This is a genomic window from Verrucosispora sp. FIM060022 (genome assembly GCF_003977705.1).
Lineage (GTDB): Bacteria > Actinomycetota > Actinomycetes > Mycobacteriales > Micromonosporaceae > Micromonospora > Micromonospora gifhornensis.
The window spans coordinates 19,644-34,907 of record NZ_RQIV01000020.1 but is presented as its reverse complement, the minus strand read 5'-3'; the positions used below and the strand labels follow the sequence as shown (position 1 = coordinate 34,907).

Sequence of the window (15,264 nt, the reverse complement as noted above, 5' to 3'; positions counted from 1 at the left end):
GGCTCAAAGACCGCGACCTCGGCCGCGTCCCCGCAGCCACCAAGACCAACGACTGAACATCAACAACCAGCGAGGGGGTCAAAATTCGACCGGAACAGAGGGGTCAAAGTTCAGCCGGCGTTGACAGTGGGCCGCCTTCGTCCGGCTACGCCTCGCCTGAGGTGCCCTCGTCGATCTACGCCGGCACTGGAGGGCCCTGCATCATCCGGCTGCGTTTTCACGTCGGTGGGCGGTGGGGTGGAGGCCAGGGCGATTGCGTAGTCGGCTGACGGGCCGCTGACCAGGAGGTTCGAGATGAGTTCGGCCTCTATGGAGGCGTAAGGAGCGGGTGAGGCCGCATCGGTGATCATGGAGTTGCGACGCTTCACGACTCCGAGGAAGACCCCACCTACCGATGGCATCATCTCTCATCCCTGCACTGGCCGTAGCAGCACCCACTTCCATCGCCGAGGCCGCGCCTGTCACCGACGGTGAACACGGCGGGCTGCTGCACGCGTTCGCCGCTGTTCCTGATCCCCGCGACCCGCGAGGCGTGCGTTACCCGCTGACCGCGCTGCTGGCGGTGGCGGTCTGTGCCGTCATGGCCGGGGCGTCGTCGTTCGCCGCGATCACGGACTGGCTGCACGACCTGGACGAACAAGCCCGGCATCGGCTCGGGTTCCCCGCAGGGGTGCCGGTCGGCAGCACTGTCTGGCGGATCCTGACACGCCTGGACGACGCGCTGCTCGGCACCGTCCTGGCCAGCTGGCTGCGTACCCGCACTCCCGTCGAGGTGACCACGCCGGGGTGGTACCGCACGGCGATCGCCATCGACGGCAAGACACTGCGCGGCGCCCGCATCGGCGACGGCCGCCAGGTGCACCTGCTCTCCGCGCTGGACATCGTGACCGGCGTTGTCCTCGCCCAAGTCACCGTGCACACCAAGAGCAACGAGATCCCGGCGTTCGCTCCGCTGCTCGACGCCGTCGAGACTGTGCTCGGCACCCTGGCCGGGGTTCTGTTCATCGCCGACGCCCTGCACACCCAGACCGGGCACGCCAACGAGGTCACCGCCCGCCGAGCGCACCTGCTCGTCCAGGTGAAGGCCAACCAGCCGACCCTGTTCAAACAGCTCAAACAGCTGCCCTGGGCGCAGATCCCGATCGGTGACCGCACCCGCGACCGCGGCCACGGCCGCCGTGAGACCCGCACCGTCAAAGCCGTCACCGTCGCCACTCCCGGCGGCATCGCCTTCCCGCACGCCCAGCAAGCCGTGCGGATTACCCGCACCCGCACCGTCGCCGGTAAAACCAGCCGCGAAACCGCCTACCTGACCGTGTCACTACCCGCCGGCCAAGCCCAGCCGGTCGACCTGCAGGGCTGGATCCGCCACCACTGGCACATCGAAAACAAGATCCACCACGTACGCGACGTGACGTTCCGTGAAGACCTCCACCAAGCCCGAACAGGCACCGGACCCGCCGTCATCGCAACCCTGCGTAACACCGCGATCGGCTGGCACCGCACCACCGGCGCGACCAACATCGCCCGCGCCACCCGCCAAGCCAACCGCCGCTCACACGACCTGATCACCGCCGTAACCAGCAGTTACCCGACAACGCAATAGCCCTGGGGTGGAGGCGGCCACGATCGGCGCCGAGCGTGCTGGTGGCGGCGGGTCGCGATTTCCGCCGCAGTGCGCCAGTGCCTCGGCGGCAGGGCAGGTTAGTGGTCAGCAGGGCGGCGGACAAGGTGTGCTCCTGATCACATATTGACTTTCATCGAACGATTCCCCGTCGCCCTGAGTGATCAAGCGATGTCGCGCCCATCGATGCATTGCTAATGATCGATATTGCGTGGTGGGTGACGGTTTTTTCATTGCGAAGCGGGGCGGTCGGGGGGAGGTCGAGGCCCTACTGTCGCTGCCACTGCTGCTCTTTCCACGGGGGTGTGTGTTGGGCGTTCGGTGGCGGCGTGGGTTGTCCGCGGCGGTGGGGGCGGTGCTGGCTGTCGGGGTGATCGGTGTTCCGGCGCCGGAGCGGGTCGTTGCGGCGGGACGACAGTGCGTGGACGTGGCCGGCTCCGAGGTTGAGGCGAGGGCGCTGGCTGTCTCCTGCGGGCAGCCGGTGGTGGTGGACGGGTCGCGGACGGAGTTCGCCGAGGTGACCGCGTTGCCGGACGGGCGGCTGCAGTTCGCGTCCGCGGTGGTGCCGCAGCGCACCCGTAAGGCCGGGAGTTGGCGGGATATCGATCTCAACCTGGCCCGGGGTGGAGACGGGTTGTGGCGCCCCGGGGTCTCGGTCGCGGACGTGGCGTTCTCGGGTGGTGGGGACGGGGCGATGGTGACGCTGACGCGTGGCGGGCGGACGGTCACCCTCTCGTGGCCGGGGGCGTTGCCGGCGCCGACGGTGTCGGGAGATGCGTTGACCTACGCGGACGTGCTTGCCGATGTGGATCTGGTGGTGCGGGCGACGCGGACGGGCTTCACGCACGTGCTGGTGGTCAAGACGCGGGCGGCAGCGACGCATCCTGACGTCCGTGAGCCGCGGTTCCGCATCGGCGGGGACGTCGAGGTCGCGGCGGGCCCGGATGGCGGCCTGCGAGCGATGGCAGGTGGTGCTGTGGTCGCCTCGGCGGAGCCGGCGGTTATGTGGGATTCCCGGGCGGGGGCGGTGGACGGCGTCTCGGCGCGGGGAGCGTCGACCGAGAGCCCGCCGTCCACCGCGACAAAGGCGGGGGACGCGGCACGGACCGGCAAGGTCGATGTCGAGGTGTCCGGCGACCACCTGGTGTTGCGGCCGGATGAGACGCTGCTGGACCACCCGGATGCGGTGTTCCCGCTGTTCGTGGACCCGGCGTGGTCGGTGTTCAAGAGCAAGTGGGCGTACGGGACGAACAATGGGTCGTCGAACTCTGACACGAGTCGCGCGCGGGTGGGGCTGAACCCGGATACAGGTGTCCTGTACCGGTCGTACTTCGCCTTCTCGACGACGGCTAACGGGATCTCCCTCAAGGGGAAGCACATTGAGTCGGCCTACGTGCAGATGAAGTTGGACCACTCGTGGTCGTGCGACCCGACGGTGGCGTCAATGTACTTGACCCCGTCGATCAATGCGACGCCGAAGGCGAGTTGGTCGACGATGAAGCTGAGTTCGTTCCTGAACACGGCGACCGGGAACGCGAACGAGGCGGGCGGGTGTTCGTCGATTCAACCGGACATGATCATGAACTTTCGGGGGTCGAACACCACCAGCCAGGTGCGGCTTGCAGCGGACGAAAAATGGAACTCGATCACCGTAGGCTTCACCGCGCGGGACGCCGACGGGTCGGGCGAGTCGACGAAGGGTCGGTGGAAGAAGTTCTTCCCGAACGACGCGAAGCTTATCGTCGACTACGACTCCAAGCCGGGCGCTCCGCACACCCTGCAGGTTGCCGGAGTGGTATGTGGCTCCGGGGTGCTGACGGTCGGCACGCTGACGCCGAAGTTCGCTGCTGTGTTCCCCGACGCCGACAAAGGTGACTCTCTGACCGGCACCTTCGAATGGATCGAGGTGCCGGCTGGGGGGATGGGTACGGTGACCAACACCTATCCGACTCGCAAGAGCCCGCCACCGGCGAAGACGGGACTAACCCCAGGTAGCAGGGCCGAAAGCGCGGCGGTGACGATCGCGAAGGGACCCACCTATGCGTTCCGGGCCAAGGGCACCGACAAGGCTCCGTACTCGATTACGGGCGACTGGTCGTCGTGGTGCCGATTTGTCGTAGACACCACCATCCCGCCTGCGCCGACGATCAGCCAGCACTCGTCTCCCGCCGGTCCGGGCAAGCCCATGACCTTCACGATCAGCACCACTACCACGGACGTGACCAAGTTCCGCTTCGGCTGGTCCAACCCGCCCACGATCGAGGTCGCCGCCAGCGGCACCAATCCGAAGACGGCCACGGTGACCGTCACCGTGCCCAGTTTCGGGCAGAACACCCTGTGGGTTCGCGGCATCGACGCCACCGGCAATCTCGGCAACATCGGCTCCGCAACCTTCACCGCATCTCGCCCATCACCGGCCATTGCCAAGTGGGGCCTGGAGCAGTATCCCGGTGTCGACCTAGCCGCCGCGCTCGCCGACCAGCAACCAAGTCTGGCTGGCAAGACCGACCTGGGGACATCCAACGTCAGTTGGACCGACGACGTCCGCATGATCGGTGGCAAGGCCGCCTCGTTCGACGGCAGTTCGAGCCGTGCCTTTACGACTACTACGCCGCTGATCGACCCGACGAAGTCGTTCTCCGTCTCGGCCTGGGTGAAGCTCGGTAGTGTCGGCGATGCTCTTCCCACCGGAAACCGGATCGCGGTGTCGCAGGACGGGAGCTTGAACAGCAGCTTTGTGCTGGGCTATCACGGGGCGACCCAAAAATGGTCCATGTGGATGCACGTCAACGACACAGCTACCACACCATCAGCCGGGATTGGCATGGTGAACTCCACCGTTCCGGTCGTCACGGGTGTGTGGACCCATCTGGCCGGGGTGTACAACGCGACCAGCGGTACGGCGACGATTTATGTGAACGGGCAGTCGCCGGTCACAGCTGGGGCGACCGGGATGCAAGCTTGGCCTGACCGGCAGCGGATCGCGATTGGTCGTGAGCTCTGGAAGGGGGGCCTTATCAGCGCTTGGTCGGGTCAGATCGCCGATGTTCAAATATTCGACCGAGTGCTCGTGCCGCACGACTTCACCGGCAAGCTGGCGCAGGACCCGACATCCGGTGGGTTCCACGAGCCGGGGATCCTGACGCCGGTGCAGGTGGGCAACTGGAACTTCGAGTTCGCGATTCCCTGCTATCTGGCTGACCTGCGGGACACCTGTCAGGTGCGCGATACGGTGACGGCTTGGGATCGGTGGCTGACACTGACGCGGGGTTCCGCCGTGGGCGCGGGATACTCCACCGACGGCTCCGGTCTGTGGCTCGACAACGAGTACTTCCCGGAGGAGGGATACACCGAGAGCACCGCGGAGTACGGGCGAAGCGCGGTGAAGACGGGCATCACGCCGCCGGACGCCGACGGTCTGGAGTTCACCCAGTGGCAGGACAAGCCAGTTCTGCGTACGGACCAGTCGTACACGATGTCGGCCTGGGTGATGCTCGACCGGCTGGACGGTATGCGGACGGCGGTGTCCCAGCGGGGGGTGCATTCGAGCGGCGGATGGCTCAAGTTCAACTCCACTCTGGGCAAGTGGCAGTTCGCCATCAGCGACGAAGATGTCGCCACTACGCCCACGGCCAACGTCACCTCGACATCGGTCGCCAAGGAGGGCTTGTGGACCCACCTTGTCGGCGTGTACGACTCCGGGCGGAAGCAAATTCGCCTCTACGTCAACGGTGAACTCGAAGGGGTCACGAACACCACGTTCACCCCGATGGCATCGACTGGTCCGCTGTTAGTGGGCCAAACCCTGTGGCAAGGCCAATTGAAGGACCAGTGGACCGGCGGCATCGACGATGTCGCGGTGTTCCAGGGTGCGCTGACGGACACGGCGGTGTACCTGCTGTACGACTCATAACCTCGGTCGGGCTGGGCCGGCACCGCGTCTGGCGCTCGGCGCTGCTGACCCAGCCCTGCAGTCGCTCACCTCCTGGTTCGGTGTGACCGCACCAGGCATACCGGGCACCTCTCTTCCATGCACGTGCCGATTTGACCCATCTGCACCTTTGCTCCGTGCGGCTGTTCTTACCGGGGAGAAAGCATGTTATTTGCACGCTCTGTTCACGATTCGCGGCAGCTACGACGGAATACTCGTCGAGTGGGCCGCCTGCGTCGGTGGATCGCTGGCCTGACGGTCGTTCCCGTAGCGGCGTCGCTGCTGGTCGTTGTGCCGGCTGAGGCCGTTGCTCCGAGGGCAGAGCCGACGCGGCTGCCGGTGGAGAAGCTCGATCCACATGGCGGTCCGGTGTCGGGGCGGGCATGGACGCAGAAGCTGATGCGGGAAACCCCGGTTCCGACGCCGGTATGGCCGGAAGCGAGCACCGCTCGGGCGACGCTCGATTCGCCGAGCGTGCCTGGCCGGGGGGTCCGGGCAGGCACGCTGCCAGTATGGGTCGCTCGCGGGGGTGGTCCGGCCGGTGCGCGGGTCACCAGCGTGGATGTGCAGGTGGTGGACCGGGAGTCACTGCCGGTCGGCTGGCGTGACGGCCTGGTGCTCAAGGTGACGGCGCCGGTCGGGGCTGCTGCTGGCACGGCAAAGGTGTCGGTGGACTACAACGCGTTCCGGCATGCGGTGGGTGGATCATGGGCGTCACGGCTGCGCCTGTGGCAGGTCCCGGCCTGTGCCTTGTCGACACCCGACGCACCGGATTGCCGATCGGTGCCGCTTCCCACGACGAACGACCTCGGAACGGGAGTGGCGACCGCAGAGGTGCCCGCCGTTTCCACCGCGGCGGTGCCAAGGGAGCTGGCGCGGCTGTCGGGGGAGATGACGTCCCAGGGGAGTGGCTCCTTCCTCGCCCTGGCGGCGGCGGGCGCGGGCGCGGACGGCGACTTCACCGCCACCAGCCTCGCACCCTCCTCAACATGGTCAGCCGGTTCGTCCTCCGGCGACTTCTCGTGGAACTACCCCCTGCGTACGCCTCCGGCGACTGGCCCGGAACCGTCGGTCGGGCTGGCCTATTCGTCGGCCTCCGTCGATGGTCGGTCGGAGGTGACAAACAACCAGCCGTCGTGGATCGGTGAGGGCTTCGACTATTCGCCGGGTTTCATCGAGCGGCGGTATGTGTCGTGCGCGGAGGACAGGAAGAAGAGCGGCGCGAACAACACGACGGACACCGGTGACCTGTGCTGGCGGTCGGACAACGCGACGATGAACCTGAACGGCCGCAGCTCTGAGCTGGTTTTCGAGACCGGCAAAGGCTGGCATACGCGTACCGAGGACGGCTCGAAGATCGAGAAGTTGACCGGTGCGTCAGGCAACGGCGACAACAACGGTGAGCACTGGAGAGTGACCACCACCGACGGCACGCAGTACTTCTTCGGTTTGCACTCTCTGCCGGGCCAGACGTCGAAAACCAACTCGACCCTGGCCGTGCCGGTGTTCGGCAACCACTCCGGAGAACCGTGTAACCAGACGGCTTTCGCCAACTCCGACTGCCAGCAGGCATGGCGGTGGAATCTGGACTACGTAGTCGACGTGCGCGGCAACACGATGTCGCTGTGGTACGGCAAGGAGACCAACAAGTACGCCCGCAACGACACCGACTCCGACGACGTGTCCTACGACCGGGCAGGGTACCTGGAGCGGATCGACTACGGCACCTACGACCGCACGTCGGCCATCCACGGGGTGACGGAACGAAGCACCAGTCCGTACGCGCGCGTGGTGTTCGACACGGACATGCGGTGTTTCGACAACTGCGGCACCGAGTCGAGCCCGGTCAAGGCGTCGTGGAAAGACACCCCCTGGGATCAGGAGTGCAAGACGTCGGCAACGTCGTGCGCTCAGCAATACTCGCCGACGTTCTGGACGACGAAGCGGCTGAAGAAAATCACCACGAGGGTGTGGGACACCACCAAGACCACCCCGGCCTGGCAGGACGTCGAGTCGTGGACCCTGTCGCACACCTTCGCGGCGACGGCGGACTCCACGCACACCGGGCTGTGGCTGAACCGGATCGACCACGCCGGGCATGTTGGTGGCACCGTCAGCCTACCGCCGGTCACCTTCGAGGCAGAGTCGTTGCCGAACCGGGTGATGACCGAGCACGGTACGACCGACAACTGGCTGCGGATCTCCAGCATCGTGACGGAGACCGGGTCCCGGATCAAGGTCGACTACGCGCAACCTGAGTGCACCGAGGCGATGGTGGAGGGGTTGCAGCCGCATTCCAACACCAAGCGGTGCTACCCGGTGCGGGTGCCGGACCCGGCCGACCCGACCGGTCAGCGGTTGATCACCGAATGGTGGCACAAGCACCGGGTCGAGCATGTGGCCGAGGACGACGTCCAGTTGGCCAACGGCCATCAGGCGCCGTCGAAGCACACCTGGTACGAGTACGTGGGATCGCCGGCGTGGCACTACGCCGACGACGACGGTCTGACCAGACCGGAACGCAAGACGTGGTCGCAGTGGCGTGGCTATGGCCAGGTCAAGACCCGCGTCGGTGACGACTCGGCGACCCAGACCCTTGCCGTGACGACCTTCCTGCGGGGTATGCACGGCGACAAGGCCAGCCCCAGCGGAGGCACCCGCAGCGTGACGGTCCCCGCGTCACTGGGCTCGGAGACGGTCTACGACGAGGACCAGTTCGCCGGCCAGGTGCGGGAGCAGGTCGTCTATAACGGGGTGGAATCCAAGCCGGTGTCGAAGACGGTGAACGTGCCGTGGCGATCCAACCCGACCGCAAGCCGGACGATCAACGGTGACACTGTCGAGGCCCGCTTTGTCGACACACAGACCACCTACACGGCGACCGCCCTCGGCGTCGACGGCAGCCGGGGCTGGCGCACCTCGCGGGGCACCAAGAACCTGGACCACACGTACGGCACGGTGAACTGGTCCCAGGACGACGGCGACATCGCCGTTACCGGCGACGAGAAGTGCATCACCTACCGCTACAACCGCAACACCGGCAAGAACCTCACCACGACGGTGAAGCAGACCACCACCACCGCGCTGGCCTGCGGCACGAACCCGACCACCATCGACGACGTGATCTCCGACGGGCGGAGCTACTACGACGGGGCCAGCAGCGTCGACACCGCACCGACGTTCGGATTGGTCACGAAGACCGAGCAGCTCAAGGGCTGGGCGGCCGGCACCGGCACGGTCTGGCAGGTCGTGTCGCAGGGCAGCTACGACCCGACGGGTCGGCCGGTGAGCGCGACCGACATCAAGGGCAACGTCACCACGACCGCATACACGCCGGCCGTCGGAGGCCCGGTCACGAAGGTGACCACGACCGGTCCGGCGCCGTTCAACTGGACCTCGTCGGTGGAAATGAACCCCTACTGGGGTGCCACCGTCAAGGCCACCGACCCCAACAACAGGGTGATCTCGGACGTCGAGCACGACGCGCTCGGCCGCGTCAGCAAGGTGTGGGGGCTCGGCTGGACCAAGGCGGCCAATCCGAGCACCCCGTCCGCGCAGTACACGTACACCTTCGCCTCAGGCCGCAACGCCTACCCGTACGTCCGAACACAAGCGCTCAACTCAGACGGTAACTACACCACCTCGTACGAGATCCTCGACGGGTTGCTGCGCCCCCGGCAAACCCAGAGCCTGGCGGCGGACGGCACCGGGAACCGGGTGGTCACCGACACGCTCTACGACAGCCTCGGCCGCCCGGCGATCTCCTACGGGGCACATGCCGAACCCGGAGCCCCCATCGGCACGCTGTGGTGGGAACCGGAATGGTCTGTCCCCGCCGTCTCCAAGACCGTGTTCGACCGGGCATCCCGCCCCACGAACACGATCTTCCTGGCCGGTGACGGGGTCACCAACCTGGTCGAGAAGTGGCGCACCATCACTGCCCATGAGGGTGACCTGACCAAGGTGACTCCACCGCAGGGCGGTACCGCGACCACGACCGTGACTGACATTGAGGGCCGTGTTGTCAGGTTGCGTCAGCACACCACCACGGCAGGTGTCGGCGGGGCATACCAGGAGACCCAGTACGTCTACAACCGCAAGGGCCAGCTGGCCAGGACCGTCGATCCGGCAGGAAACCGGTGGGTCAACGAGTACGACGCCAAGGGCCGCCTGTGGCGCACGACCGACCCCGACAAGGGTGCCACGACCAGCGCCTTCAACGACAACAACGAGTTGGAAAAGACGACCGACGCCCGCGGTGAGGTGCTCTGGTACGTCTATGACGCGTTGGGCCGGCAGAAGGAACTGCGCGACGACTCTGCTACCGGCGCGCTGCGCGCGGAATGGAAGTACGACACTCTCTACACGGGTCAGAGCGGCTTCAAGGGCCAACTCACCCAGGCGGTTCGCTATGAACCGGCCGGCAGCAGCAACGCCTACCGGCGGCAGGTCGTCAGTTTCGACGGCAGATACCAGCCCAAGGGCGTCAACTACGTCATCCCCACCAGCGAGACCGGTCTGAGCGGCACCTACAACTACGCCTACGGCTACTCGGCGGAGACCGGTGCTCCAACGTCGATTTCCTATCCGGCCGGTGGTGGACTGGTCACCGAGCAGGTCACGACAGACTACGACGCCACCACCGGGATGCCGATCCGGCTGGACACCAGCCTCACCGGCGCGGCCGGCACGATGGCCACCGCCACCTACACCGCCTACGGCGAACGCAGCGGCTCGATCTACAAAATGCCCGGCGGCGTCTGGACCCAGGACACCGTCTACCGCGACGAAGCCACCCGCCGCATCGACCGCACCACCGTGCAGCGGGAAACCACCGTCGGTACCGTCTCCGACCGCAACTACACCTACGACCACAGCGGCAACATCACCTCGATTCAGGAGAAACCGCAGATCGGGCAGGCCGACACCCAGTGTTTCCGGCAGGACCTGCTGGGGAGGCTCACCACCGCCTGGACCCCGAAGGCCGGAGTGACGTGCCAGACCGACCCGGCGGTGGCGAACCTGGGTGGCCCGGCACCGTACTGGCATGACTGGACGTTCAACTCCACCGGCTCCCGGCTGACCGAGACCAGTCACACCGCCGGCGGCGACACCACCCGCGACTACACGGTGCCGACCGGCGGCGAGAATGTCGTGCGGCCGCACGCCGTTACCGCCATGACCACCCAATCGTCAGGCCAAAGCGCCGTGGTCAGCAACTACGCCTACGATGGCGCCGGGAACACGATTTGCCGGCCGACCGGCACCGTCGCCAACAACTGCGGCAGCGGCACCAACAGCCAGACCCTGGGTTGGAACGCCGAAGGCAAGCTCGCCACCGTCGCGGCCGGCGGCCAGACCATCGAGACCAACATCTACGACGCCGACGGCACCCGGATCATCCGCCGGGACAGCAGCGGCACCACCCTCTACCTCCCTGGGCAGGAAATTCGCCGGGTGGGCAGCGTCAATACCGGCACCCGCTACTACAGCTTCGCCGGCACCGTCTGCGCATCTCGCACGGCAGGCTCGGCGACCACGAATCTGACCTGGCTGTTCGACGATCACCAGGGCACCCAACAGATCGCGGTCAACGCCGGCACCCAGGCGGTTTCGATTCGCCGTCAAACCCCGTATGGGGCGCCGCGTGGTACGAACCCGGTCTGGGTGAACAACAAGGGCTTCGTCGGCGGGGACATCGACCCCACCGGGCTGACCAACGTCGGTGCCCGGCAATACGATCCGACGCTCGGTCGGTTCATCTCCGTCGACCCGGTCCTCGTCGCCGACGACCCTGCCCAGTACAACGCGTACCAGTACGGCGGCAACAACCCCATCGACAACGCCGACCCCACCGGCCTCTACCACACCGAGAACGGCGAGGACACCGGCGACCGCGCCTTCGTCGACACCACCCCCTCCGGGGACCGAGTAACCAAGATCGTCAAAAAGCACGTCCCCCCGGCCTGCGGAGCCAGCTGCCAACAACAACGCGAAACATACCGGCAGGCCAGCAACGAACGCGCCGAAGCAGAACGCAAACAACGCGAATGCCAAGCCAGCTTCTGGTGCCGCAACGCCGGCGCCGTCGGCGCCGTCGCCGGTGTCGCTGCCGGTGTCATCGTCGGCGGAGCATGCACGGCCGGCAGCTTCGGCGTGGGCGCCGTCGGCTGCGCCGCAATCGGTGGCTTTGTCGGCGGCTATGTCGCCTCACTAACCACCAACAGCCTTGACGCCGACGAAGAAAGCTTTCTGCAACTCGCCGGCGAAGCCGTCGTCGGCGGAGCCATCGGCGGCGTGCTGGGCGCAGGCGGCGCGGTTCTCCTACCCGCCCTCGGCGCAGGGGCCTTTGGCCTCGCAGCCGGCGCTGGCCTGCGTACATCCGTCGGTATGGCAGGTGCCGGGGCGCGATCAGCAGCCCGAGGCGGTGTAGGAGGCGGGGCCAGCTGTGGCTTCCACAGCTTCAGCAGTGACACCGAAGTGGTGATGGCGGACGGTAGTACGAAGCCAATCGGAGACATCGAGGTCGGCAACACCGTGCTAGCGACCGACCCCGAAACGGGGAAGGAAGGCGCGCGTGAGGTGACCCACCTGTGGGTTCACCAGGACCAACTCGTCGACCTGAAGGTGGACGGCGGGGACGTCACCACCACCGAGGACCACCCGTTCTGGAACGAGACCGACCAGCAGTGGCAGGCCAGCCAAGAGCTCGACCCAGGAGACTTGCTGTACACCGCCTCCGGAGACACTCTCGCAGTCACCGGGATCGACTGGGCAACCGCTCGACATGGCGCCGCCTACAACCTCACCGTCGCCGACATCCACACGTACTACGTGCTCGCGGGTGATACGCCAGTACTCGTACACAACTGCGGAAAGAGCGCGAGTATTGGAAATAAGTTCGAGGTCCCGAATCGGCCTGGCGTCTATACTATTCATCTCGCTGATGGCAGCAAGTACGTCGGATCCGCGAGTAGGAATATGCGGGGCCGTGTGAACTCCGCGCTGATGGATCAAGATCATTCGGTCGCCAAGGCGGGCTACAGCATCCCGGACGTTGTCAACGTTACGTGGATTCAGATGCCCGGCCGAAGAATCACTGAGTACGTTGCGAGGCGACTCGAACAATCCGTTATGGACGGGGTTTCGGGTCCTCTTGTAAACACGAAGTATCCGGAATTTCCTCTCTGGTATCATAGATAGCCAGCCCGGGTCTTTGCTTCCTTTGGGGAGGTTCTGTATGTCAACGTGGGGGACGGGGCTTTTTGCAAGCGATGGCGCTCAAGACTTCTTGGAAGGGCTCGCGGAACTTGAGGCGGACGATCGCTCCTCGGAGTTGGAAAGAGAGATGAGCGAACTTCTCCGTGATCCATCACGGTTGATGCGCACGGTTTTTCCGGAGTCGCTCATAGCTGCCGCAGCTTTGGTTGCCCTGAGCCTTCCCGGTGGGCAACGGATTATGGACCGGCAGAGCAGTTTCATCGCGGATGCAGTATCAGCGGCATCCCTAGACTATCCGGCGCCTGAGCTGGCGTCTGATGCGCTGCAAGTTCTGGCGATCGTGACCGATCCTGAAGGCCTATGGAGCAAAGGGTGGCGCCTCCTGGAGGATAGGGAGGAAGCTCTAGCTGGAATAGGAATGGTCAAAGAAATCTTGGAGTCGGCTCAACTTATGTAGGCAACGATATACCTGCGGCCCGGACAATCCTGAGAAGTCCTTCGCTTCCCCAGCGGTGGCACGGCCAGGTCGCGGCCCGGAAGGCTGGCTGTGCGCGGTCGCCGGAGGCACTCTCGCCGTCACCGGGATCGACTGGGGCTGCCGGCTAAATGTGGCGCCGCCTGCAAGCTCACCCTTGCCGACATCCACTCGGTGGCGATGGAGCAGCCGACGGCGGCGGGGGAGCGGGGGCGAAGACTCCTTTACTCGGCTGGTTTATGCTTCATGCGACCTGGGCAAACGTGTGTGAGCATGCCGCTGGGCCACTGGACTACTGGGGGTCAAGGGGTCGTCGGTTCGAATCCGGCCGTCCCGACGCAGGTCAGAGGGCTGATCCGGATTTCGGGTCGGCCCTTTTTGGCGTTCTGGGGACCAAGTCGGTCAAGTGGGCCGCCCGGTAGCGCTCCTTGACCGTTGGTCAAGTCTGAAGTGTCCAGCAGGGATGTCTGCCGAATCGTTTACTTTCTGGGTCATGGAGCGGCGCGAGGGCGTGCCGCTCGCGGTCTGCCCTGAGGGCGGCCTCCGGCCGGCATCGGCCGGGGTGCCGGGTAACACGGGGTGTGGTCCTCAGCGATCTTCCGACCAGTTCAAAACAGCGCGATCTGACCGGGCAGTTCGGGCGGCCCGGACAGCACTGCGCGAAGCTTGTTGATCTGCGGGAACTCACTCACTCCCGCCTCGGCCCAATCGCTCCGCCACTCCGAGTCGTCGCTGAGGACCCGGTCAAGTGCCTCGACCGCCAGCTGCGGCAGGTCGTCGTCTAGGTCAAGGGATTCACCAGCAAGCAAGAAGTCCGGTGCGTACGGCGAGGTGATCGGGTCTCCGCCGGGCATCTGAGACGCCGTGATCGCCGCCGCCGCGATCGCCGAGACGGCATTGACATGGTCGAGGTAGCCGGTGTTGAGTGCTGCCGTCGTCAGGGCAGCACGAACCATTGCCGCCCGTGCAGACGGATCGGCATCGTGGAGTTCGCCGCACCAGTCTGCGGCAGTGTCGTTGTCAAACGGACCGTCATCCCAGGTGCCCATGTGCTCCTCCACGTTTGCGCTGAGCGGATCATGAAGCGGCGGGAGCGGACGCAAGGCATGAGAGCGCTTGACTGGTACAGCCATCGGTACAGCCAAACCGGCGGACAGACACGGATGGCGGGCGGCGGTAACCGACAAGTCGAGGAGCTCAGCCGCAGTAGTCGACCGGCCGACAACGGTCTTGATTTGCAAAGCAGGGGAGCGATTCGTGCCGCCTCCGTGCCCGATGGGGCGTGTGGCGGGGGTCAACGACGCTCAGTTCCTGGACGTGTGACCGGGGACCAGGAGGGGACCACACGTCGTGCGTGATGGTGGACGGCATGCCTTCGACTACACGGCCTGATCTTGGGGACAGCGTGAGTGACATGCGGAAACGCTTAGCAAATCGTCCTGGGGGTCAAGGGGTCGTCGGTTCGAATCCGGCCGTCCCGACAGAGTTTCGGCAGGTCAGAGCCTTGATTCACTCTGGTGGGTCAAGGCTTTTTTGCTGTTTGTCTCACAAATCATCACGTACGCGCGTACTGCTGGAAATCCGGGTGCGAGAGCTACCCGAACAGCCCGGATTCGAGGTGCTCGGCGGCCACTTTCAGATGGCTGCTGTCGGGGTGGACGTAGACCCGTTTGGCGAGGGTGCCGCCGTCTGCGTGGCCGGCCCAGGCCGCGAGAACGACATCGGGTACTCCGGCGGCGGCGAGGTAGGTCAGGCAGGCGTGTCGGGCGTCGTAGGGCCGGACTTTGCGGACCCCGACCTTGGCCATCAGGTCGTACACCCGGCGGCGGAGCCAGTCGGTGCGCTGCCCCTCGCCGATCTCGTTGACCAGGACGTAGCCGCTGTCAACATACGCGTCGCCTGCCTTCAGGCGTTCCTTCTTCTGCTGGGTCTGGAACGCCTTCAGTGCCTTCGCCACGGTTGCCGGCATTGGTAGGCCGCGTTGGCCAGCCGCCGACTTGGCCTTCTTCTCCG

Annotated in this window: 5 protein-coding genes and 1 pseudogene; 4 read left to right on the top strand and 2 right to left on the bottom strand. The window is 65.8% G+C overall.

Annotated features, from left to right (window positions below; genetic code table 11):
* Nucleotides 1–394 precede the first annotated feature (394 nt).
* The 4 genes from EG812_RS28505 (at nt 395) to EG812_RS28490 (ending at nt 13,233) form a co-directional block, all read left to right on the top strand.
* Nucleotides 395–1,606 carry an ISAs1 family transposase gene (locus EG812_RS28505; RefSeq protein ID WP_233579685.1) on the top strand — a complete coding sequence of 404 codons (1,212 nt, stop codon included), beginning with the start codon at nt 395–397 and terminating at the stop codon, nt 1,604–1,606.
* A 328-nt stretch (nt 1,607–1,934) separates the two neighbouring features.
* A complete protein-coding gene (locus EG812_RS28500) occupies nt 1,935–5,537 on the top strand; it encodes a LamG-like jellyroll fold domain-containing protein (protein ID WP_126713419.1) in 3,603 nt (1,200 codons plus the stop codon).
* A gap of 249 nt (nt 5,538–5,786) precedes the next feature.
* Nucleotides 5,787–12,758: a polymorphic toxin-type HINT domain-containing protein gene (locus tag EG812_RS28495; protein ID WP_126713418.1), complete on the top strand. Its 6,972-nt coding sequence runs from the start codon at nt 5,787–5,789 to the stop codon at nt 12,756–12,758.
* Between the two features lie 37 nt (nt 12,759–12,795).
* The gene (locus EG812_RS28490) at nt 12,796–13,233 is read left to right on the top strand and encodes a DUF4259 domain-containing protein (protein WP_126713416.1); all 438 of its coding nucleotides are present in this window, start codon (nt 12,796–12,798) and stop codon (nt 13,231–13,233) included.
* Nucleotides 13,234–13,859: 626 nt separating this feature from the next.
* Here EG812_RS28490 and EG812_RS28485 read toward each other — a convergent pair.
* Both EG812_RS28485 and EG812_RS28480 read right to left on the bottom strand, forming a co-directional pair.
* The gene (locus EG812_RS28485; RefSeq protein ID WP_126713415.1) at nt 13,860–14,300 is read right to left on the bottom strand and encodes a DUF4259 domain-containing protein; all 441 of its coding nucleotides are present in this window, start codon (nt 14,298–14,300) and stop codon (nt 13,860–13,862) included.
* 545 nt (nt 14,301–14,845) lie between these two features.
* Nucleotides 14,846–15,223: pseudogene (locus tag EG812_RS28480) on the bottom strand (tyrosine-type recombinase/integrase); the annotation flags it as partial.
* Between the last annotated feature and the right edge of the window lie 41 nt (nt 15,224–15,264).